General features: G+C 62.8%; 17 protein-coding genes and 3 pseudogenes. 10 read left to right on the top strand and 10 right to left on the bottom strand.

The features are described 5' to 3' along the window. Window position 1: 1 nt before the first annotated feature. From dph2 to Hrd1104_RS04415, 3 genes are all read left to right on the top strand, one after another. Complete coding sequence (gene dph2, locus Hrd1104_RS04425) at window positions 2–1051, top strand: diphthamide biosynthesis enzyme Dph2 (RefSeq protein ID WP_154551610.1); 1050 nt, start codon at window positions 2–4, stop codon at window positions 1049–1051. A 137-nt stretch (window positions 1052–1188) separates the two neighbouring features. Further along, window positions 1189–1326 carry a hypothetical protein gene (locus Hrd1104_RS04420; RefSeq protein ID WP_154551609.1) on the top strand — a complete coding sequence of 46 codons (138 nt, stop codon included), beginning with the start codon at window positions 1189–1191 and terminating at the stop codon, window positions 1324–1326. Between the two features lie 130 nt (window positions 1327–1456). Continuing rightward, window positions 1457–2080: an METTL5 family protein gene (locus Hrd1104_RS04415; RefSeq protein WP_154551608.1), complete on the top strand. Its 624-nt coding sequence runs from the start codon at window positions 1457–1459 to the stop codon at window positions 2078–2080. Between the two features lie 24 nt (window positions 2081–2104). Here Hrd1104_RS04415 and Hrd1104_RS04410 read toward each other — a convergent pair whose 3' ends face one another. Then, window positions 2105–3619, bottom strand: a complete 1515-nt coding sequence (locus Hrd1104_RS04410) for a rhomboid family intramembrane serine protease (protein ID WP_229770537.1) — start codon at window positions 3617–3619, stop codon at window positions 2105–2107. Between the two features lie 302 nt (window positions 3620–3921). Further along, window positions 3922–5271 (bottom strand): FAD-dependent oxidoreductase, encoded by a 1350-nt coding sequence (locus tag Hrd1104_RS04405; protein ID WP_154551607.1) that lies wholly within the window; start codon window positions 5269–5271, stop codon window positions 3922–3924. A 124-nt stretch (window positions 5272–5395) separates the two neighbouring features. Between Hrd1104_RS04405 and Hrd1104_RS04400 the strand changes: the two genes are divergently transcribed. Together Hrd1104_RS04400 and Hrd1104_RS04395 are read left to right on the top strand one after the other, a co-directional pair. Continuing rightward, window positions 5396–5608: a hypothetical protein gene (locus Hrd1104_RS04400; RefSeq protein ID WP_154551606.1), complete on the top strand. Its 213-nt coding sequence runs from the start codon at window positions 5396–5398 to the stop codon at window positions 5606–5608. Between the two features lie 104 nt (window positions 5609–5712). Beyond that, window positions 5713–6662, top strand: a pseudogene (locus Hrd1104_RS04395) (oxidoreductase). 31 nt (window positions 6663–6693) lie between these two features. Here Hrd1104_RS04395 and Hrd1104_RS04390 read toward each other — a convergent pair. The 4 genes and pseudogenes from Hrd1104_RS04390 to Hrd1104_RS04375 all read right to left on the bottom strand — a co-directional run bounded on the left by Hrd1104_RS04390 (window position 6694) and on the right by Hrd1104_RS04375 (window position 11868). Then, the gene (locus Hrd1104_RS04390) at window positions 6694–7911 is read right to left on the bottom strand and encodes a radical SAM protein (protein ID WP_195837630.1); all 1218 of its coding nucleotides are present in this window, start codon (window positions 7909–7911) and stop codon (window positions 6694–6696) included. A gap of 80 nt (window positions 7912–7991) precedes the next feature. Next, the gene (locus Hrd1104_RS04385; protein WP_229770564.1) at window positions 7992–9032 is read right to left on the bottom strand and encodes an ABC transporter permease; all 1041 of its coding nucleotides are present in this window, start codon (window positions 9030–9032) and stop codon (window positions 7992–7994) included. Between the two features lie 64 nt (window positions 9033–9096). Continuing rightward, window positions 9097–10945 (bottom strand): annotated as a pseudogene (locus Hrd1104_RS04380) (PrsW family intramembrane metalloprotease). 2 nt (window positions 10946–10947) lie between these two features. After that, window positions 10948–11868: an ABC transporter ATP-binding protein gene (locus Hrd1104_RS04375; protein ID WP_154551605.1), complete on the bottom strand. Its 921-nt coding sequence runs from the start codon at window positions 11866–11868 to the stop codon at window positions 10948–10950. 99 nt (window positions 11869–11967) lie between these two features. Here Hrd1104_RS04375 and Hrd1104_RS04370 point away from each other — a divergent pair, with 99 nt between their 5' ends. Next, window positions 11968–12681, top strand: coding sequence for an SDR family oxidoreductase (locus Hrd1104_RS04370; protein ID WP_154551604.1), 714 nt, complete (start codon window positions 11968–11970; stop codon window positions 12679–12681). Window positions 12682–12850: 169 nt separating this feature from the next. After that, window positions 12851–14233 carry a sodium-dependent transporter gene (locus Hrd1104_RS04365; RefSeq protein WP_154551603.1) on the top strand — a complete coding sequence of 461 codons (1383 nt, stop codon included), beginning with the start codon at window positions 12851–12853 and terminating at the stop codon, window positions 14231–14233. Window positions 14234–14293: 60 nt separating this feature from the next. Here the strand turns inward: Hrd1104_RS04365 and Hrd1104_RS04360 are convergent, their stop codons facing one another. The 4 genes from Hrd1104_RS04360 to Hrd1104_RS04345 form a co-directional block, all read right to left on the bottom strand. After that, window positions 14294–14920 carry a uracil-DNA glycosylase family protein gene (locus tag Hrd1104_RS04360; RefSeq protein WP_370454829.1) on the bottom strand — a complete coding sequence of 209 codons (627 nt, stop codon included), beginning with the start codon at window positions 14918–14920 and terminating at the stop codon, window positions 14294–14296. A gap of 106 nt (window positions 14921–15026) precedes the next feature. Further along, window positions 15027–16028, bottom strand: coding sequence for a DUF5784 family protein (locus tag Hrd1104_RS04355; protein ID WP_154551601.1), 1002 nt, complete (start codon window positions 16026–16028; stop codon window positions 15027–15029). Between the two features lie 49 nt (window positions 16029–16077). Beyond that, window positions 16078–16905 (bottom strand): inositol monophosphatase family protein, encoded by an 828-nt coding sequence (locus Hrd1104_RS04350; RefSeq protein ID WP_154551600.1) that lies wholly within the window; start codon window positions 16903–16905, stop codon window positions 16078–16080. A 110-nt stretch (window positions 16906–17015) separates the two neighbouring features. Further along, on the bottom strand, window positions 17016–17801 hold the full coding sequence (locus tag Hrd1104_RS04345) for a TSUP family transporter (protein WP_154551599.1): 786 nt from the start codon (window positions 17799–17801) through the stop codon (window positions 17016–17018). A 260-nt stretch (window positions 17802–18061) separates the two neighbouring features. On the opposite strand from Hrd1104_RS04345, the gene Hrd1104_RS04340 reads away from it, so the two are divergent. The 3 genes and pseudogenes from Hrd1104_RS04340 to Hrd1104_RS04330 all read left to right on the top strand — a co-directional run bounded on the left by Hrd1104_RS04340 (window position 18062) and on the right by Hrd1104_RS04330 (window position 20396). Further along, window positions 18062–18340: a hypothetical protein gene (locus Hrd1104_RS04340; protein ID WP_154551598.1), complete on the top strand. Its 279-nt coding sequence runs from the start codon at window positions 18062–18064 to the stop codon at window positions 18338–18340. 13 nt (window positions 18341–18353) lie between these two features. Then, window positions 18354–19228 (top strand): annotated as a pseudogene (gene epsC, locus Hrd1104_RS13555) (serine O-acetyltransferase EpsC). 355 nt (window positions 19229–19583) lie between these two features. Further along, window positions 19584–20396, top strand: coding sequence for an alpha/beta fold hydrolase (locus Hrd1104_RS04330; protein WP_154551597.1), 813 nt, complete (start codon window positions 19584–19586; stop codon window positions 20394–20396). The last annotated feature ends 61 nt before the right edge of the window (window positions 20397–20457 follow it).

The following is a 20457-nucleotide window of genomic DNA, read 5'->3' as shown; positions in this document are numbered from 1 at the left end:
AATGAGTCACGAAAGCGAGCGGTCTGCGGGCGATCTGACTGAAACGGGGATGGCACTCAAACACGATCGTGAGTGGGACTACGAACTCGATCGGATCAGCGAGGCTGTCGATGAACGAAACGCCAACACGGTTGGCCTGCAGTTCCCCGAGGGACTCAAACGCCGGGGGCCGGCTGTCGCAGACGACCTTCGACAGGCCCTGCCCGAGGACGTGTCAGTGATGCTCTCGGGCGAGCCGTGTTACGGGGCCTGTGACCTCGACACGGAGTTGATGCGTCACAGTGACGTGTTCGTTCACTTCGGCCACAGCCCGATGAACGAGTCAGAACAGATCATCTACGTCCCGCTGTTCTCGAATGTCGACGTATTCCCGATCATGGAGGAAGCACTCGCTGAGTTCGAGGACCCCGACGACGACCCTGACATCGGACTCGTCACGACCGCCCAACACATGAACAAGTTCGACGAGATGCGGGCGTTCCTCGAAGACGAAGGATACACTGTGCACGTCCGCCGGGGCGACGAGCGCCTGACCCACGAGGGGCAAGTCCTTGGGTGCAACTACGCCTCTGCGGACGTCGATGCCGACCAGATGCTCTACGTCGGCGGCGGGAAGTTCCACCCGATGGGCCTGGCGATGGACCAGCCCGAGAAACACGTCGTGATCGCCGATCCCGTCAACAACGTCGTCGACATCGCCGACGCCGACGCGTTCATCAAACAACGCTACGGAGCCGTCCATCGCGCGATGGACGCCGAAACGTGGGGCGTCATCTACTGTACGAAGATCGGCCAGGGCCGGTTCGAACGCGCCCGCGAGATCGTCGCCGAAAACGACGATGCCTATCTGCTCACGATGAACAACGTCACGCCCGACAAACTCACGAACTTCGGGTTAGACGCTTACGTCAACACGGGCTGTCCGCGGATTACGACCGACGACGGTCCCCAGTTCGACCAGCCGATGCTCACACCGGGCGAATACGAGATCGCGATCGGCGAGAAACCCCTCGACCAGTTGGAGTTCGACACCTTCCACGGCACCTGGTAAGACAGCGACATCTTCGACTGTCGCTGTGATCGGGGCTCTACTCAATTCTACCGGAAATATTATCCTGTATCACGTTTTATCATCAAAATGTAGTCGGCGTCGTTGCGAGCGGCGCCGCTCTCCCGGAGGCAAGAACAATGGCAACCTGGTACTGCATGGACTGCTCGGAGTACATCGACGAGCGCATGGCGTCGTGGCACGAATCGCAGGATCACAAGGTGATCGGCTATCGATCACCGAAGTCGATGGAAGACCGGCACCTCTGGAGTAGTTGAGCGGGGACGACACGGTTTGGCGGTGAGGCGAGAAGCAGCGGCTGGTCGGTCCGTATCGCCGTTCCGTCGAAGCTTTTTCCCAGTCTCGACTCCAGATGTCAGAAAGACGCATCCCCGCGTCGGCACATCGATGAGTACGAAACGCGAACTCGCGGCCAAACTCGGTGTCGTCGTCGGCTTCGACGACCCGACGGCCGACCTCGAACAGTATCGTACGCCGCCCGCAGTGGCGTCACATCTGGTCCATCTAGCGGATCTGAACGGCGATCTCGACGGCCAGTGGGTCGTCGATCTCGGCTGCGGGACGGGCATGCTCGCGCTCGGTGCCGCTCTTTGCGGGCCAGAACGCGTCGTCGGTGTCGACCTCGATCCCGATGCACTCACGACGGCAGCCGGGAACCGCCAACGCGTCGGGACGACCACAGCTGTCTCCTGGATCCAGGCCGACGCCACCGGCCACGCGGTGTGTCCCGACGAGCCGGTGACGGTGCTCATGAATCCACCGTTTGGCGCCCAAAACGGGAACGAACACGCCGACCGGGCATTTTTGGAGACGGCTGCCGACATCGCCGCGGTGTCGTACTCGATTCACAACAGCGGCAGTGCCGAGTTCGTCGAATCGTTCGCGGCGGACCACGGCGGCAATGTGACGGCTGCCTACCGGTCGTCGTTTACCCTCCCTCGACAGTTCGAGTTCCACGAGGCCGACAGCCGCGAGATCGACGTCGAACTGTTCCGCATCGAGTGGGCCTGAACGGACGCACTCGAGCAGTCGCAGTTATCGCCGTCGTGTCGGTGGGATGCGTCGCTTGGCAATCCGCAGCGTGGTGCCATCGGCCGACGCATAGAGGTTCTGTTCTGTGCGCGCGAACGTGATACCGCCGACGGTCACGTTCGCCCCACTGTCGGGAAACCCGCCGACGCCAAGCGTCTGATTGCCCCGCCTGACGACTACCTCGAACCCGTCAGTCCCGGAACGGATCGCGACGGTACGGTTGTCGAGGATGACGTCGGCGACCGCGGGCGAAGCCGTGTGGACCAGCGTTGGTTCGTGCCCTTCCGGACGGAGAAACACCTGGTAGGTAGTGTCCCCGCCCAGAGCGTCCCACCCCGACCGGTAGGCATAGACTGGCCGTCGCCACCCGACGCCGCCGACTAGAACACGAGCGCTGCCCCGCGATTCGAGGTTGCTCTCGCTGATGACCTGGTGCCACAGCCGCCGCTGGTCACTGTAGACTACGACGCCACTCGTTTGAACGTCCGTCACTTGATCGAGCAACGGCAAGTCGACGACGGCGATTTGCTCGTTAGTGACGTTCTGTACGTAGGCGATCTCGTAGTCGCGGACTTCGATGCTATCGTCCGGGAAGTCCGCACCCGTAGGTGCCGAGAGGTTGATCACGACGCCGATCATCGACATCGAAACGAGGGTGAACAAGATCGTCCCGACCGCGATCTGGCGGGCCGATGGCACGGAGCGAGCAAAGCGCCCGAGAGAGGGGGCAACGAGTCGATCCGATGGCGAGCGGTCCCGGCCCGCGACGACGAGCACGATCAACCCGGCAAGGACAAACAGCAACACCGTCCCGAGCGTCCGAAAGCGGATATACTGGCTATTCCCGAGGTACCAAAAGATGCTCCAGAGCCCGTTAGCCACGGTGTAGATCATCGCTCCGAGCCAGATGCGGCCCGGACTCGCCGACCGGCGACGCCGATGGAGGATCGCGGCCCCGATCAACACGCCGATGAGAAAGCCAAACGCATGGCTCTGGATGGCGGTGCCCGCGAACCCGACGCCCGAATAGCCCACGTTCGGTTGGGCGATCTGGAGTGGATCGTTGAACGCGCTGAGGAGGTGCCACAGCCTTGGCCAGGCGACGATACCGACGAGTGTCGTGATGGGATAGAAGACCAGCGCGATCCCGGCTAACAGATAGACGACACCGGAAAAACCGATGAGCGGACCCCAGGACAGAGCCGCCGTCAGGAATCCCGCGACGATGATCCCACCGAAGACGACACCGATCCTGACGTAGGGATTGTCACGCCACGACGTGAACGATTGCTCGCCGCGGGCCGTCGGATAATGACTCCAGCCGTATTCGGCGATCGAACCGAAGACGAGTCCCGAAAAGAGATTCCCGAGCAAGTGCCCCCAATCGAGGTGGGCAAAGCCAGCCAGTGCCACGCCCAGCGGGTGGGCATAAGAGGTGGCACGGAACGGGAGGTTGACGGGATCGAACCGGTGGGCCAGCCCACCCTGGACGAAAAGTAGACGCCCAAAACCACGCACAACCCCAGCACTGTCCCCCACGGGACGCCGAGGACGAACCGAGATCGAAGTCGCTGTCCCCAGCGACCACTCGGCTGGGCGACGCGAAAGAGCACGCCCAGAGAGAACACCATACTGCCGAGCAACAACGCTTGCCACACCTGCAGCGGAATGCTCTCTGCCAGCGCTCGGACGTCGAGGGCACCGGGAGCGACGACGGCCGACAACGCAAACATGGGCGAGCCAACGGGCCAGGCCGATAAATCAGTGACGCCGGGTCGGGGACACACAGCGTGGCCCTCGCGGCGACCCACGCCTGGCGCTCACTGCGATGGGTCAGACGCACGTGGGAAGTTGTCGATCGTCGCCGCTCTGAAGGCCGCGTCGTCGAACTCGATGTCGAGCCACTCGGTCAGTTGCTCGGCGTCGCACATTGCATTCTGCAGACACGTCGAGGCACCGGGGGAGGGCGTGATATTGAACAGAATTCCATCGCCCGTGATTTTGGCCTCGCCCATGTCTAGAGACTTGGCGTCGGTGTCGACGATCTGTGGGCGGACGCCGCCGTAGCCTTTCGCGCGCTCGATGTCTTCTGGCTGGATCGTCGGGACGACTTTCCGGACGTGGGGCAGGAAGGCCCGTTTGCCGACCACTGGTAAGTCGTAGACGAGATTTTCGAGGACGTATGGCAACAGCACCCGGTCGGCGAGGATGTTCCCGTAGCTCAGGACCGACGCCGGTGAGAGTTTGAACACGTCGAAAAAGTCCCGGACCGTCGAGAGTCGTCCGCGCTCTAAGGCCGGGACGACCTTCGCAGTTGGGCCAAATCTCGTAAGCCCCTGATCGTGAACCTCGGCGTCCCCGTGGACCGCAGCGAAGGGGAGTTTGGCCATCTGGAGCGTGTACACCTTCCCGTTGAGCATGCCGTCTTCGGCGACGAAGAAACTCCCCGCGACCGGGAGCAGCGACATATCCTGGCCGTAGCCCATCGATTTGGCGATCTGGAGGCTATGAGAACCAGCGGCGACGACCGTTGCCTCACTCTCGTACCACCCGCGTTCGGTCTCCAGAAGGAATTCCTCACCAGTCTCGTGGATTTGTTCGACTTCCGTCCCGGTGAAGACGTCGACGCCATCCTCGCCCTCGACACGACGAACGAAGTCCGTCGCGAGTTCGCCGTAGTCGACCGTGTAGCCGTCTGGCGTCTGCAGGGCGAGCATCTCGGTGTCGGGATCACGGCCCTCGACGACGTTCGGTTCGATCTCGGCGATCTCCTCGCGGTCGATCGCCTCGAGCTTCGGGAACAGCTCACCGAATCCGTTTTCGTGATACCGCCGCTGAAGACGGTCGACTTCTGCCTCACCGACAGCCAGCGCCATCTTCGAGCGCTTGGCGTGCATGTCGCCGTCGGGATCGTTGGCCGCCAGATAGCCGGCGACCATCTCCGCGCCCGCCTTGACTTCCTTGGCCTTCTCGAGGGAGTAGTTGGTCTCGATGTCCCCGAAGTGCAGCGTCTGGGAGTTGTTCGTGTGGTGGGAGTTGATCGCGGCTATCGCCGGCTCTTTCTCGAAGAGGGCGACTGACTCGACGTCGGTGAATGTCGCGACCGTATAGAGGAGTGCAGCCCCGCTGATGCCCCCTCCCACGATCACGAGATCGTACTCGCCGTCCATGCCCTGCTGGAGGTGAGTGACACACTTGAGTCGCCGGTCACCGGAACGGAATGCCTCAAGACGCCAGTGGGAGCGAACGCATCACGACAGACCCTTGACTACCACTCCCGTAGACCCCGTTTCGATGCCCGAATATCCGATCGTCGTCCGCGAGATCGGTGGCCAGAACCGTCTCGGTGTCGAGGAGGCCGAGGACCTCGCGGCCGACGTCCGTGAAGTCGTCACCGAGGGGTACAACCGGATCCACGTCGACGAATACGACGACGGCGACCAGATTGGGACCGTCATCGCGAGTGGCGATCGAGAGACGATCGAGGACGTCCGCTGGGACACCTGACTGAACGACTGCTGTCTGCCGTGTCCACGCCAGGAGGGCGGAGCTTTATGCGCCACAATCCCGTTTGAGAAGTACTGCGTTCAGATTCCTGGGATCATGCCGCGATGGGCGATCACTCCGGACGGATAGTCCTCGTCACGGGAGCCAAAGCGGGATCGGCTTCGAGGTGACGAAAGTTCTCGCCGCCAACGATGTCCACGTCATCATGGCCTGCCGGGATCTGGAACGGGCTCGGTCGGCCCGTGAACAGATACACAATTCGGTAGACGAAGCCACACTTTCGATCGAGGAACTGGACCTCGCCGACCTCGCCGGCGTCCGCGCGTTCGCCGAGACGGTCCGAGCAGACTACACGGAGCTTCACGCCCTCTGTAACAACGCCGGCGTGATGGCACTCCCGCGGAGGGAAACCATCGACGGCTTCGAGATGCAGTTCGGCGTCAATCACCTCGGCCACTTCGCACTCACTGGCCTGCTGCTGGACAAACTCGAGGAAACACCCGGTGAAAGTCGGATCGTCACCCAGAGTAGCGGCCTGCACGAACGCGGAGAGATCGATTTCGACGATCTCCACGGCGAGGAGTCTTACGACCGCTACGACGCCTACGCCCAGTCGAAACTCGCGAACGTGCTGTTTGCCTACGAACTCGACCGTCGGCTGCAGGCGACCGACGCCGATATCACGAGCGTAGCCTGTCACCCGGGATATGCGGCGACCAACCTCCAGCGACGCGGGCCTGAACAATCCGGGTCGCGAGTCCGCCTCTGGCTGATGAAAGTCGCCAACGCCGTGTTTGCCCAATCGGCAGCCACGGGTGCATTGCCGATGGTGCGGGCCGCAACCGATCCGGATGTGACTGGCGGGGAATACGTCGGCCCTGGCGGCTTGCTGAACATGCGCGGATCGCCCGAGATTCAGCGCTCCAGTGATCGCTCGTACGACCCACCACTCGCCAAGGAATTGTGGGACCGCTCGGTCGCGCTGACCGGCGTCTCTTATGACTTGCCGGATCCACGTGCCGAAACTGCATCGGCAGCTGAAACCGACGCATAATCGGTGCCTCCTGCGGGCGCTGTCGCGGTATTCAGGTGGCGTCTGCTGACTGTTCCACCCAGGGGCAGAGCGGATCACTCGCCAGCGGATTGTCCGTCACAGCGAACGCCCGCGATCGTGAGCCGCCACAGACGTCGAGGTACTCACAGGAGCGACAGGAGCCGACGAACTGCCCAGTGTCTCGAAGTCGCTGAAATAGATCGCTATTCTGGTAGATATCGACCAGGCCCCGCTCGGTGACGTTCCCGCCGCTCTTTGGCAGAAAGCCAGACGGGTAGACCTCGCCCTCGTAGCTGACGAACACGAAGCCCTTCCCGGCGCGGGTCGAGCCGACGCGGACTCCCTCCCCGGATTCCCGTCGTTCGAGTTCGTCGGCGACCCGGCGATAGTGCGGGGCCTCGACGGTAATGACGCGATACGGTGCTTCGCGCTGGCGGCGGTAGAGCCACTCCATGACCTCAACAGTCCGGTCGGCATCGAGTTGTTGCAGGTCTTCACCACGGCCGATCGGCACGAGGAAGAACACTTCCCACATGGACGCCTCGAAAGATGCGACCATGTCGGCGATTTCGGGGAGATCGTCGACAGTATCGGCGGTGACGGTCGTGTTGATCTGGATTTCCATACCGGCCGCGCGGGCCTGGCGGGCTGCTTGCTCGACGCGGGCGAACGACCCATCTTCGCCACGGAAGTCGTTGTGAGCGGCCGGCGTTGCGCCATCGAGGGAGAGCGCGATCCGCTTGACGCCCGCCTCGGCCAATCGTTCGATCACGTCCGCCGTGAGATTCGCGGTCGGCGCGGGCGTTACGGCCGTCGTGATTCCCTGTGCTTTGGCGTCTTCGAGGAGATCGAACAGATCCGGCCGTTCCAGTGGGTCGCCACCGGAAAAGACGAGAATCGGCCGGGGACGGCCAAAGTCCGCAATGGAGTCGATGAAGTCGCGGCCTTCGGCTGTCGACAATTCGGCGGGATCACGCTCGGGTTGGGCTTCCGCCCGGCAGTGATCACACTCCAGTTCGCAGGCCTGCGTGACCTCCCAGGTGACGATCAATGGCTGTTCGTCGTAGTTCCTGCGACCCGGATGTCCGCCGGGGTGGGCACTGTCTTGCCCGCCGGGGTGGCCGCCAGCGCCTTGCTGGTCGCTCGTGCCGGGGTGGCCGTCTCCGATCGGATCAGTGTCAGCGTGTTCGGACGACCTGGTGGTACGGTGCGGTGAGTGTCCCTCGCTGTGTGGGTGGTCCGCGGGCATCTATGTCGGCGAACCTGGGGCCGTCAGGGGGATAAATTGCCGGACGATTCCCGCCTACCGACACTACCAGCCCAGGGCCCTCAGTACCGTTCGGGATCCAACGTCCCGACGTATCGCCGCATCCCCGCGTACAGCAAGATAGCACCGAGAGTGAGTGCGAGGACAGTCGCCGTCGTTGTCGCCGTCTCACTCCCGACGGCGAGTTTCGCGACGACCGTCGTGGGATGCTCGGGGAGCAGCGCCAGGCCGGCGAACCCGATCAAGACGAGAATCGAGTACAGCAGCTGGGCCTGCCGCCGTCGAGCCGTGACGAGCCCGAGCACGACCCCCACGACGACCACGAGGACGGCGGCTGCCCCGACGAGAGTGACGAGCCACGGGACGTTCCGGACGGTAATGCCGTTTGCCCCCAGCAGGACGATCCAGAGAATCGCCTGCAACGGGGCCAGTATGGCCATCCCGAGGGCCTTGCCGTCGACGATATCCGTCAGTGAGACGGGCGCGACGCGCAACAGCTCCAGGGTCCCGCGTTCGATCTCCTCGGTGATGGCGTCGACGGCGATCGAGCCGCTGATGAACGGCGGCAAAAAGAGGAGGAGCGGTACCAACACGGTGTAGGTGAACCCGAAGTACGGACTGGCCGAGGTTTCTTGGGGTAGTGGGAGGGGCGGCCGATCCAGCCACTCGGCGCGCTCGATGCGTTCGGTCCGTTCGAGCGTTTCGAGAATCGTCCGAATCTGGACGACAGCCAGCGTCGATTCAATGCTTCCTTCGGGGACCGTTGCAGTCACGGCGATCGTCCCATTTTCGAGGCGGCCATCGAGCACGGCGTCGACGCGGCGGTCCTGAAAGCCGACCATCGCAGTGGCTGGGCTGTCGAACCGAACCGTCTCGACCCCATCGATGTCACTGGCAGCCTGCTGTAGCTCCGTCGCTGCATCGCCCGAAACGCCAACTTCGAGGCCGCCTGCTTCGACCGAGCCCGGATCGTACAGTGAGGTGAGCCCGACCACCAGGAACGACGAGAACGCCGCGATGAACAGTTGAATGAGCAGTGCCAACACGATCGTCTTCTCGCGGGACAGCGACACGACGTCACGCTTTGCGATCGCCAGCCGGATGCTCCCGGTGTCTGACTCGTTCGCTGTCTGGTCGGTGGCTGACGAACGCTGCGGTCGTGGCGGCTCACCCGACAACGAAACTCACCACCGTTAGATTGTACGCGAGATGGATACCGATTGCGACCGTCAGCCCGACGACGTAGCCACGCCGACTCCGGGCCGCACCGATCGCAGACGCTGTGGCCGTCACCGCGTGCAGCGCAAGTGGTGCCAACAAGAGCGCGATTGCCACGGCCGCCGAGACGGCCGGTCCCGCACCGCCAGTGAGGAACGCCGCCTGCTCGACGTCGGGAATGTCCCCACCGAGCAACTGCACGACCAGCGATACTTTCTCGGCCAGGAAAAAGCCGAGCCCGGACAGTGACCCGACGATCACGGCATTCCGGATCGTCCGGACGTACTTCCGGTGGACGAACCCGGCGTAAATGTGGATGCTTTTGGCGAGTTCCTCGACGACTGCGACCACGATCAGGATTGCCGGCAGGGCAAACGACTGGGGGACGGCAAACAGCATCGCGACCGCGATCAGTTCCGTGACGAACACGAACGGGAGGAGAAGCACACTCAACTTCGCCGCGCTCGACCGGCGCTTGATCCGGCCAGAGAGGGCATCGAGGGCTTTCAGTGGGATCGGCCGCTGGGTGAACATGTCTTCCTCGCGGTAGAGTCCGGCACCGAGGCCGAAGGTGACGATCGCCGTCAGCATCGCCGGCAGCGTCGAGAAGCCAAACTCGACGAGACTGATGGCCTGGCCCTGCAAGTCCCGGACGACGATCGTCAGCGGCGAGATGAGCGCGATCGGGGTCACGTCCGTGAAGATCGCCGGCACGAACGCGAAACTGGTCAACGCGACGGTAATCGTCACAGTCACGAACGTGAGTTCCTTGAACGAACGGGCGAACATCGCTCCGAGGAAGGTCGCCCCGAGGAACAACAGGACCAGCGGCGTCACTGCGAGCAGTGAGATCCAGCCGGTGGCTCCAGAGGCCCCGACGGTCAGCAGGCCGGCGGTAATCAGCCCTCGAAGAACATTGCCCCCAGGAAGTACGGCAACGTCTTACCGACGATGATGTCGCCCCGAGTGACCGGCGAAACGAGCATGAGCTCCCCCCGGCGGTTGATCCGTTCGCTGAGGATCGTACTCCCGTAGGCCTGGATGACGAAGTTCAGCGGAAGGACGAACACGAATGCCAACACGAGCGAGCCAAACGGGAACGGCGGGGCGATATCGGAGGGCGCTCCAGAGGTCCCCCGCCACCGAGTCCGCTCGTCAAGCCGCCGAGGCCGCCCAGCGAGCCGCCACCGCCACTGTCGCCCCCTCCACTCTCGGTGCCGCCCGTCGTGCCATCGGTCGTCTCTGAGCCACCACTGCCCCCGGCGCTCCCGTCAGTCCCGCCGCCACCGGTGGTGCCGTCACTGCCTCCAGTGCCGTCGGTCCCCTCGGTAGGGCTCTGGGTGGTCGCCAGCGAGCGTTCGACGTAGCGCAACGTCACCGACACTGGCGATGCTGCAGTCTGATTGGACTGATCGCCCATCAGTTGATCGTTGAACCGCTGGACGGAGCTGCGAAGTTCTGCCAGGGCGGCCCGGCCCTTCGCGGAGTCAGCCCAGTCGACGACTCGCGGCCCATCGATGAGGATGTCGACGCGGCCCTCTTCGACGGCATCGGGACTCGCTGGGTGGACGGCAAACGTCGCGTCGTCTGTGAGCACCTCGTGGTACGGGCTCGATTCGTCGACGCCGGCCCGGTAGATGCCGGCGTCGAGTGCGACTCCCTGGGTGGCGATCAACGGGGCAAGCACACCCAGTACGACCAGCGCACCGACGGTGATCGCCGCTGTCCGCCGATCGATCCCGCCGGCGTTTTTGGTCACCTCCCACCGGGCGATCCGGAGGAACTTCCGCACGTCCACGGTTAGGCCTCCGGTTCGGCGCTCTGGTCGTCTGGTGTCGCGGTTGCTGACTCGGCCCGGTCCGGGTTGGCGACGTTCAGGAACACCTCTTCGAGGCTGGACTCTTCGGTCCTGATATCGATGACGTCACCGTCACGGTCGGCAGCGGCCTCACGGGTTTGCTCGACGGCCTGCATCGAGGTGACGCTGCGTTTGTAGCTGCCGTTTTCCCGAACGCTTCCGGGCACTTCGACGGACGTGTAGACGTGATAGGTCGTCTCGCCGTGTTCCTCGCGAAGTTTCGAGAGCGGTCCGCGAGCGACAATCTCGCCTTCGTTCATGATCGCAACGCGGTCACAGATACTCTGGACGTGATAGAGATTGTGCGCGCTAAAGACGATCGTCTTGCCCTCTTCGGCGAGTTCGGTCGTGAAGTCGATGATGAAATTCGTCGTCAACGGATCCAGCCCACTCGCCGGTTCGTCGTAGACGAGCACGTCGGGGTCGTTGATGAGCGACCGGGCAATGGCGACCTTGCGTTTCATCCCCTTCGACATGTCACCGAGTTGTCTGTCACGGTGGTCCAAATCGAGCCGGTCGAGCGTCTCGTGCATTCGACGGGTCGCCACATTATCGGGGACGTCGTAGAGATCGGCGAAAAAAGAGAGATACGAGACGGGGGTCATCTCCTCGTAAAGCGGGGATTCTTCGGGGAGAAAGCCCAGCTGGCGTTTCATGTCGGCGTCGTCGGTGTCTAGGCCCGCCACCTGAACAGTACCATCGGTCGGTTCGATGAGGCCCGCCAGCATCTTCAGCGTCGTCGTCTTGCCCGCGCCGTTTGGGCCGATGATGCCGAAGACCTCACCGCGCTCGACGGAGAACGTGCTTCCCTCCACGGCCGCAAAGTCACCGTATTCCTTGCGCAGGTCTCGGACCTCGATCATTCGCCTACAGGTAGCAGGTCCAAGCCCCTATACTTTGGCTCTCCGGCGGTCCGGACTGGTCGGCGTAGCTTTATCTTGTGTGCGTGTAATTATCATCCAATGGGAGTCGAATACGACTTTCGCGATCGAGTCGTTTTGGTCACGGGTGCGGGCGGCGCACTCGGGAGTGCCACCGCCGAGGCGTTCCTCGATGCCGGGGCGACGGTCGCCGCGGCAGACGTCATCGCCCCGGACGACGATGCCCACATGCTCGCCAGTGATTCGACGCGGCTCTCGACGCACGTGGTCGACTTCACCGACGAGCGGGCCGTCGAGTCGGCAATCGAGACGGTGGTCGAAACGCACGGTCGATTAGACGCCCTCGTCGCCGTCGCTGGTACCTGGCGCGGTGGCGATCCCGTCGAAGGGACCGACATCGGGACCTTCGAGTTGCTGTTCGACGTCAACGTCCGGACAGCCTTTCTCGCGACGAAACACGCCCTGCCACACCTCCAAGACAGCGAAGGCTCGATCGTCACTGTGGCCTCGCGCTCGTCGCTCGAAGGCGGGAAAGGCGATGCCCTCTATCGCGCTTCGAAAGCCGCCGTGCGGTTGCTAACCGAGTCGATCGCCGCCGAGAACGAGGGCGTCGTTCGGGCGAACGCGATCATGCCGGGCGTAATCGACACGCCAGCCAATCGAGAATCGATGCCTGATGCTGACTTCGAGGCGTGGACCGATCCCAGTGAGATCGCCGAGGTGATCCAATTCCTGGCTAGCGACGCCGCCACCCCGACCACCGGAGGGGCCATCCCGGTGTCCGGTGACTCCTGAGTGGCAGTCGTGGGAGAGGAGACAAGCACCAACGGCTGTCCGAGATTCAATTTTGAACGGTTGTGTATCTGTCCCCCATACGTCCTCGAAAATCGTCACACTATTCCCCTGACAAATCCCGGCAAATATCGACGTTTTAATTTACGGGGCTGGGAAAGGCTCCCAGTGTATGAGTACGAGTGGTGCAGAACGTGAAACGTGGTCGACACGAATCGGATTCATCCTGGCGGCAGTGGGGAGTGCCGTCGGGCTTGGCAACATCTGGCGGTTCCCCTTCCAGGTCGGTCAGGAGGGTGGGGCGGCGTTCCTCGTCATGTACCTGGCGTTCGTCCTCTTGATCGGCTTCCCGGCGATGATGGTCGAGTTCGTCGTCGGCCGGAAGACGGGGCTGAACACGGTCGGTGCAATCCGCGAATTCGCCGGGGGTGCATGGAAGTATCTCGGCGGCCTGTTCGTCTTCATCGGATTCGTCATCATGTCCTATTACAGTGTCGTTGGTGGATGGGTCATGCGATACATCCTCGGGAGCGCGAGCGGGGGCTACACGGGTGACGTGGCAGAGGGCGCACCATCGATGGCAGCCCAATACTTCGGCGAAATCTCCGTTGGCTGGGACGCGTTGTTGTTCCACGGGCTGTTCATGCTACTGGTCGTCGGGATCGTCGCGCTGGGCGTCCAGCGAGGGATCGAACTGGGTGTGAAGATCATGGTGCCGGCCATCATCGTGATCTTCGCGGCGCTTGCCGTCTACGCGTTCACGCTGTCGGGTGCGGCCGAAGCCTACAGCTACTACCTGTCGCCGGATCTGGGATACTTGCTGGCTAACTGGCAGAGTATCGTGCCTGCGGCTGCTGGCCAGGCATTCTTCACACTCTCGCTTGGGATGGGCGTGATGATCACGTATGCGTCGTATCTGTCCGAAGACGAGAACCTCGGTGTCGACGGGGCGAGCATCGTCGTGTTCAATACGGGCATTTCGATCCTGACCGGCCTCATCGTCTTCCCGATCCTGTTCTCGGCAGACGTCAGCCCAGCTGATCCGGGGGCGGGGGCCATCTTCGTCAGCGTCGCCAAAGCCCTCGGGAGCATTCCCCTGGGAACAGTCGTCGGCGTGCTGTTTTTCGGCACCGTCGCGATGGCGGCCCTATCCTCGGCGATCAGCCTCATCGAGGTTGTCGTCTCCTATGCGATCGACGAATTCGGCTTCGATCGATTCACTGCAACGGCGATCATCGGCGGGTTGATATTCCTGCTCGGTGCGCCAGTCACGATCGACACCGTCATGGTCGATCTCTATGACATCCTCGCGGCGAAGATCCTGCTGTTGACGGGCGGGATTTTACTCGTCACCCTCGTCGTCTGGGTGCATGCAGACGAAGCGCTCGGCGAGCTGAGCAAAGGCATCGGTCGGTTCGGCGCGATCGGGTCGGTCTGGCTGTGGACTGTCCGCGTGCCGGTCTTGATCGTGCTGATCGTCTCGTTGATCCTCGGCATCCAGGAGTACGCGACTTTCCTGACGGGAGACTTCGCCGAGTTCTTGGGAGAGTTCTAAGGGTACAAGCGATCGGCTACGGTCGGTTGGCGGTCTTTTCGGCGCGCATCCAGACATCGGCTACCGAACGAAATAAGGATCGTCACCGCCGACCAGCCGGCCCAGATCAGCCTCACGGCGATAATCGCGCTCCTGAAGCTCGATCAGTGCCTCACTGAGTTGCTGCCCGTCGTCGTCGGTCCACGTCGCCGGTTCGGCGACGGGATAGACGAGCCACCCACTACCGAGGACCTCGGTGGCGTGCAATGCCTGCATGTCGATCTCGTCGGTCGATCTGGTCGTCATGTTCTCGAACACCCACTGGGTCGCACGCTCGCCGACCGGGAGGAGGACGTGGGCGGTGATAGCCCTGATCTCAGCCTCGGCGAACGTGGCATATCGGTCGTACTCGGCCTCGGTTGGCGTCCGATCCGGGACACACAGGTGCAGATACGAGAAATACGTCCGGTCGACCGTCGGCGGCGTCCCAGTTTTGTCCAGCAACCCAGCTCGCACCAGCGCCCGCTGGAAGGCCTTGGCATCGTCAGTTTCGGTGAACGGCACGCCCGAGGTGACGCCGCCGTGGACGCCAGGATGATCACCGATGACGTGAAAGTCCGCTTCGACGTCACCGAAGCCGGGAACGAACCGATCACAATCGGGCTCGACGCCGAACGGATTCGATTGTTCGTCAGCGACGTAGGTCACGCCGGACCATCGGCCCGTCGAAAGCATCAACGTCTCGATTCCGGCTCAGTTCCGGGACGGCAAAGCTACGCTAGTTGTCCGACCTCGGACAGGACTCACCTCCAGATTAGGCGTCTGTGACGGACGACGGGAGATCGATCGGGACCGACCCGATCGGATAGGCGGCTGTCTCCTCGCCGGGACAGACACGGAAGACGACCGCCGGACGGTGGCCGACGTCAGGTCGGTCCGCACGGAGCGCCTGCCACTCTCCATCGTCGAAGGACGAACAATCGACGAACAGCGTGACACCACCACCGTGGCGCTGCAACTGGCCGGACGTCTTTGTCTGGACGGTCTCACGGATCGACTTCACAGCCGATCCCGCGCTGCGGTCGCTGGGCGCGAGCGGACGCGTCACTTCGACCAGATGCCCGGTTCCGTCACGGTCGGCCCGAAAGTCGATCGCGTGGCCCGTCGTCACGTCGATCTCGGGAGTGACGTCGTACCCCGCGTCGAGCAGCAGTTTCGCGACGGTGAACTCGCTCATCGCCGCGCTCATGCGCGTCAGATCGAGTTGTTTGGCCGTCCCGAGTTTCGCTGCCATCACGTACCGGTCGTCGAACGGATCGGTCGCGAGGAACTCTTCGTAATAAGAGAGGCCTGCCTCCCGCGAGGAATGGGGAAAGCCCGCGGCGTGTTCATAGAAGAACTCCCGGGTGGTATGTCGCCCATCTTTCGAGAGCAGGACCGGCAGGAAAAACGTCGAGATGTGCGGGTACGCTTCCAGCCACGGAGCTTCCTCGTGGAGATGAGCGAGGAGTTCCCGCTCGGCCCACTCGGCGATCGGGTCGGCCACTTCGGTGAAGGTGTACTTCTCGGTGTCCCAGAGGGCTCTGGGAGTCTCCGTGTTACCCATCCAGTACCCACGGTTGTCGTCCCAGACGAACAGCGCGACGTCGCCGTTGTCCATATCGAATCGGCGCGCGTCGTAGCCCTCCGGCTGGCGGTACCACGGCGTGTCCATCGTCGCGCCGATATTTGCATCGAGCGCGGCATAGAGGTCCGAACGTACACGGCCGCCAGTCCAGCGTTCGTCCGAACGCCGGAATCGAAGGGGCGTCGCCACATCGGGATGTCGACCGGTGGGGAGTTACGTGTTTCGCGTCGGCTGAGGGTTATCGCCCGCGACCAGTCGTGTGTTCGACCAATCCTTCGAGTGCCGACTGAATGTGGCCGTTGGAAGCAATCACCTGTGCGTCCATCGGTGTCGTCTCCCGTCGGTTGACGGTCCCGCCGGCTTCGTCGACGAGCAATTCCCCGGCGGCGAAGTCCCAGACGTTACTCGATCCCACGACGTAGCCATCGGCGTTGCCAGTCGCAACCTGACAGAGGTTCAACGCTGTACTCGCCGTGCGTCGAAGTTTCACTCCGCGTTCGAGCAGTGGGACGACGACCGCCAGATCCCGGGCTCGCCGGGCGGCACTCCGTTCGCTGAGCCGCGCCTGGACGAGTGCGCCATCGAGCGTGTCGTGATCGCTGACGTGGATCGGTTCCCCAGCAAGGTCCTGGGTGGTGCTACAGTACGCGCCCTCACCCACAACGGCGTAGAACGTTTCTCCGAGTGCCGTCTCAGGTGAGTGGACGACACCGACTGTGGGATCGCCATCGACGTGCAACGCGATCGAGACACAGTAGTAGGGAAAGCCAGTCGCGAAGTTGGCCGTCCCGTCGATCGGATCGACGATCCACTCGCGACCGTCGCCGGTCGCATTGGGCTGGTCGTCCTCCTCACCGACGATTCGGTCGTCCGGAAACCGATCGCGAATCGTCTCGACGATCGCGGCCTGGCAGTTCCGATCGACGTCGGTCACGAGGTCGTTTCCGCTTTCTTTGGCAACAGTCGCCTCGGCCGCCCGAAAATCAGTCCCGACCCGATCGTCGATGATCGAACCCGCTTTGAGCGCACTCTCGTGGGCGGTCGTTAGCTCCGATGGGGCGTCCATACTTGCCGATTGACAGCGAATCGGGTTATCACTGGCGCTCGATAGCCGCTGACGGACCACTGAACGCGAGTCCCAAACAGTCGAAGACGGTGTCGCGTTGGCGCGGGCGCTCACGCGATCCCGAGCCCACCACTCACGAGCCGGAGACCGATCACGGTCAGTAAACTGCGGACGATGAACCCTCGTCCGCGCTCGCCGACGACCGCGCGCAGTCGCTTTCCGACGGCGACGCCGACGACAGCCGGGCCAACCGCCACGAACGAGGCCACGGCGACTCCGAGGCTCGGATAGAGTCCAAGTAGGCCGGCTGCGCCGATCCGGACGCCGTTGAGTCCCAGAAAGACCATCGCCACGACCCCGACGAACAGCCCGTGAGAGAGGTTGCAACTCCGGAGATACGCCACTAGCTGGACGCCGACGTTCGTGCCGCCAAAGAGGAGTCCCGAGACGGCACCCACACCGAGCATGCCGGGTGTCGATTCGACGACACAGCCTTCTTTGGCGCGGTCGAGCCCCGGAATCGGGACGATTTGCTGGGCGCTGAGGACGAATCCCAGCGAGATGACGCCCAAGCTGAGCTTCAGTGGACCTTGTGGGACGCGATCGAGGACGACCAATCCGACCAGTGTCCCGATCAGCGCGGCGCCAATCAGTGGCCAGAATCGACGCCCACAGGTTCGCACGTCCTCGACAGAGAGGTCCCCCAGCAACGAGAGGTTCACGCCCAGGATCGGCGCGATCATGAACACGACGGCTGTCGTCGGATCGATGGCCGTCGCCAGCGCCATCGTCCCGACGAGGGCGAAGCCGAAGCCAGCCAGGCCGTTCACTGCGCCAGCGACGACGATGACAACCGCCATGACCCCGATCAGTTCGGGCGTGAACGCCGAAAGCATGTGTCGTGTTACGATAGCCCGCCGCTAAACAGTATGGTCACTTGCAGGGTGACACGAAGATGACAAGGCTGGTCGCCTGGCGATCGAGTGTCACTACTCGCAGGTGTGACAGTGCCTCCCGGATGTTCGAAGGTGTCCCGCCCGACTTATCATGAGCTAGCATTATCCGTCGTGGCCGCAAAGACACTCGAGATGAGTGATGACTTCGCAGTGAGCGAGCCGGAACTGACTCGTAATGAGTTGCTCGTCTTCGAAGACCCATGGTTCTCCGCGGAGAGTGTGGCGGAACTGGAATGCAGCGGGCAGCTCAACGAGTGGGTCACAGACGGAAACTCCCGGAAGCGGAGTCCTCCCAGACCAACGTCCACCGGATCGAGATGGGCAAGCGGTTCCACTCCTCGACGAAAATCGACCGCGATCCGGGTTTCATCGACGACCTGTTCGCGCTCGGGAACCAGCGGTGTGAAACGTTTCTCCAGAACCGTCAATCAGACTGTCGTCTATCGGCCGACAGCGCAACGAATTTTGTTCGGCTCTAATTAGACCTACCCAATGAAATACGAGTACACCGGTGACGTCCACAGAGAACTCGTCGACTCGTATCGAACGGACGAATCGCCGTTTCCAACGGATTCCTCACGGACGTATCCACCCCGTGAGTTTCTGCGTGAGGAACCCCCGCTTCTCAAACAGCTTTTGTTCCCCAGATGCTGGAACGCGACCGAGTTGCTGGACGATCCCGAGAAGACCCACACTCGCCTGACTGCACTCGGTCGCTGCATGCAGAAAGGTATCTCGGCCTATTCGGACCACGACGCGGATACCGTGGCCGCGATCGTCGACAGAACGCTCGAGGAGTTGCCGGCAATTCGACGCGCCCTCAAAAAGACGTCGAAGCCGCCTACAAGGGCGATCCAGCAGCAAAGAGCTACTGCGAGATCATCCGATCGTACCCCGGGTTTCACGCTGTACTGACCCACCGCGTGGCTCATTTCCTCTACGAAGAAGATATTTTCGCCTACGCCCGGGAACTGGCTGAGTACGCGAGAACCGAGACAGGGATCGATATCCACCCTGGCGCCGAGATTGGCGAGTACATTTTCATCGATCACGGATCGGGCGTCGTCATCGGCGAGACCGCGACGGTCGGTAACTGGGTCCGAATCTACCAGAACGTCACGCTAGGCACGCTCCACTTCGAAGAAGAGGAAGAAGGCGAGGGCCACATGCTCGCGAAAGACTACGATCGCCACCCCAATATTGGCGACCACGTCGTTATCGGCGCCGGAAGCAACGTACTCGGAACGGTCGAGGTTGGCGATCACGTGAGCATCGGTGCGAACTCCTGGGTGACTGAGGACGTCCCCGACAACACGAGCGTGTTTATCGCCAACCATCCAAAGCAAAAGCGGAAATCGAATCGGTAGCCAGCGACACTTTGGGCTCCGTTGGGAACGACAGCGGGCGGGGTCTGTGCAAGCGAGGCCGGGAGTGATACCGATGTCGCGTCGCCCGAGAAGCGTCTCAATACGCGACGGGGAGTCGACTCTCCGTACGTGTGGCAGTCTCCAGCCCCTCCGAGAAGTCAGTCGGGGATTCCTGTGACTTCCTCGTCACGAACTGGCCCCTGCGCATCCAGCACGTCGGGGTCGGGCGGGGAGTACGAACTATTGAGTGGGGTGATCGACCACATAGAGACATGCCTTCACTCGATGGCAGGTGTCCGAGCCGAACCAGTTAATTACCCTGTTAACAGTAGCGTCTAGTGTGTCTTCTCCCACGATGTCTGTCGACGGGCTGAAGACGATCGAGTGTCGGCTTCCCGACGGACGGACACTAGCCTACACGGTCGCCGGCGAGGCGGCTGGCCCGACTGTCGTCGCCAATCACGGCATCCCGGGTTCGCGACTGTTCGCTCGGTTGCTCGACGGCCCTGCCAGCAATGCCGGGGTTCGGCTACTCGTTCCTGACAGACCGGGATACGGCCGCTCGGACGCACCCCCGGGAGACCGAGGACTGATGGACTGGCGAGGCGACTACGAGGCGCTGCTTGCTCACGAGTCAGTGGAAGCCGCGACAGTCTTGGGGTTTTCCGGCGGTGGGCCCTTCGCACTCGCCGCCGCGACTAGCGACCGGACGGCCCGGATCGCACTCGTCAGCGCGACGATCCCTGGGGGCGGCGATGTGCTCACAACGCTGGCTCGCGTGCCGTTCGTGCTCCGTGCGTTCTTCCGACTCGGGGCCTGGCGAGCCCGCTGGTCTGGTCCCGAGGCCGTCGCCAACCAACTCACCGACCGTGACCTGTCGCCCGAAACTGTCGAGACAGTCGCAGCCGACTACCACGAAGCACTCCAACAGGGTGCCCATGCTCCGGTCCGGGAACTGCGATCGGCGGCGACGACACAGCCGTTCGACCTGCCCGACACCGCCCTCCGTGTCTGGCACGGAACGGCCGACGAGAACGCGCCACTCGACCCGGTTCGCAATCTCGTGACCGAAGTCGGCGGCGAGTGCACGTCAGTTGATGCCGACCACCTCGGAACGCTACTCGAATGCCGGCCCGACGCCATCGCGTGGCTCTCTCAGGAGTCGTAAGTGGGACTGGCAGACAGCATTGGCTCCATCAGGTGGGTCTGAGTCGGTCACGCAATCACTA

It is taken from the genome of Halorhabdus sp. CBA1104 (assembly GCF_009690625.1).
Taxonomy (GTDB): Archaea; Halobacteriota; Halobacteria; order Halobacteriales; family Haloarculaceae; genus Halorhabdus.
This window is presented reverse-complemented; position numbering and strand designations above follow the sequence as displayed.

What these genes read in the sequence shown, in the direction of transcription:
- dph2 (WP_154551610.1), top strand. Translation starts at nt 2, where the DNA reads ATGAGTCACGAAAGCGAGCGGTCTGCGGGCGATCTGACTGAAACGGGG.
- Hrd1104_RS04420 (WP_154551609.1), top strand. Translation starts at nt 1,189, where the DNA reads ATGGCAACCTGGTACTGCATGGACTGCTCGGAGTACATCGACGAGCGC.
- Hrd1104_RS04415 (WP_154551608.1), top strand. Translation starts at nt 1,457, where the DNA reads ATGAGTACGAAACGCGAACTCGCGGCCAAACTCGGTGTCGTCGTCGGC.
- Hrd1104_RS04405 (WP_154551607.1), bottom strand. Translation starts at nt 5,271, where the DNA reads ATGGACGGCGAGTACGATCTCGTGATCGTGGGAGGGGGCATCAGCGGG.
- Hrd1104_RS04400 (WP_154551606.1), top strand. Translation starts at nt 5,396, where the DNA reads ATGCCCGAATATCCGATCGTCGTCCGCGAGATCGGTGGCCAGAACCGT.
- Hrd1104_RS04390 (WP_195837630.1), bottom strand. Translation starts at nt 7,911, where the DNA reads ATGCCCGCGGACCACCCACACAGCGAGGGACACTCACCGCACCGTACC.
- Hrd1104_RS04375 (WP_154551605.1), bottom strand. Translation starts at nt 11,868, where the DNA reads ATGATCGAGGTCCGAGACCTGCGCAAGGAATACGGTGACTTTGCGGCC.
- Hrd1104_RS04370 (WP_154551604.1), top strand. Translation starts at nt 11,968, where the DNA reads ATGGGAGTCGAATACGACTTTCGCGATCGAGTCGTTTTGGTCACGGGT.
- Hrd1104_RS04365 (WP_154551603.1), top strand. Translation starts at nt 12,851, where the DNA reads ATGAGTACGAGTGGTGCAGAACGTGAAACGTGGTCGACACGAATCGGA.
- Hrd1104_RS04350 (WP_154551600.1), bottom strand. Translation starts at nt 16,905, where the DNA reads ATGGACGCCCCATCGGAGCTAACGACCGCCCACGAGAGTGCGCTCAAA.
- Hrd1104_RS04345 (WP_154551599.1), bottom strand. Translation starts at nt 17,801, where the DNA reads ATGCTTTCGGCGTTCACGCCCGAACTGATCGGGGTCATGGCGGTTGTC.
- Hrd1104_RS04340 (WP_154551598.1), top strand. Translation starts at nt 18,062, where the DNA reads ATGGTTCTCCGCGGAGAGTGTGGCGGAACTGGAATGCAGCGGGCAGCT.
- Hrd1104_RS04330 (WP_154551597.1), top strand. Translation starts at nt 19,584, where the DNA reads ATGTCTGTCGACGGGCTGAAGACGATCGAGTGTCGGCTTCCCGACGGA.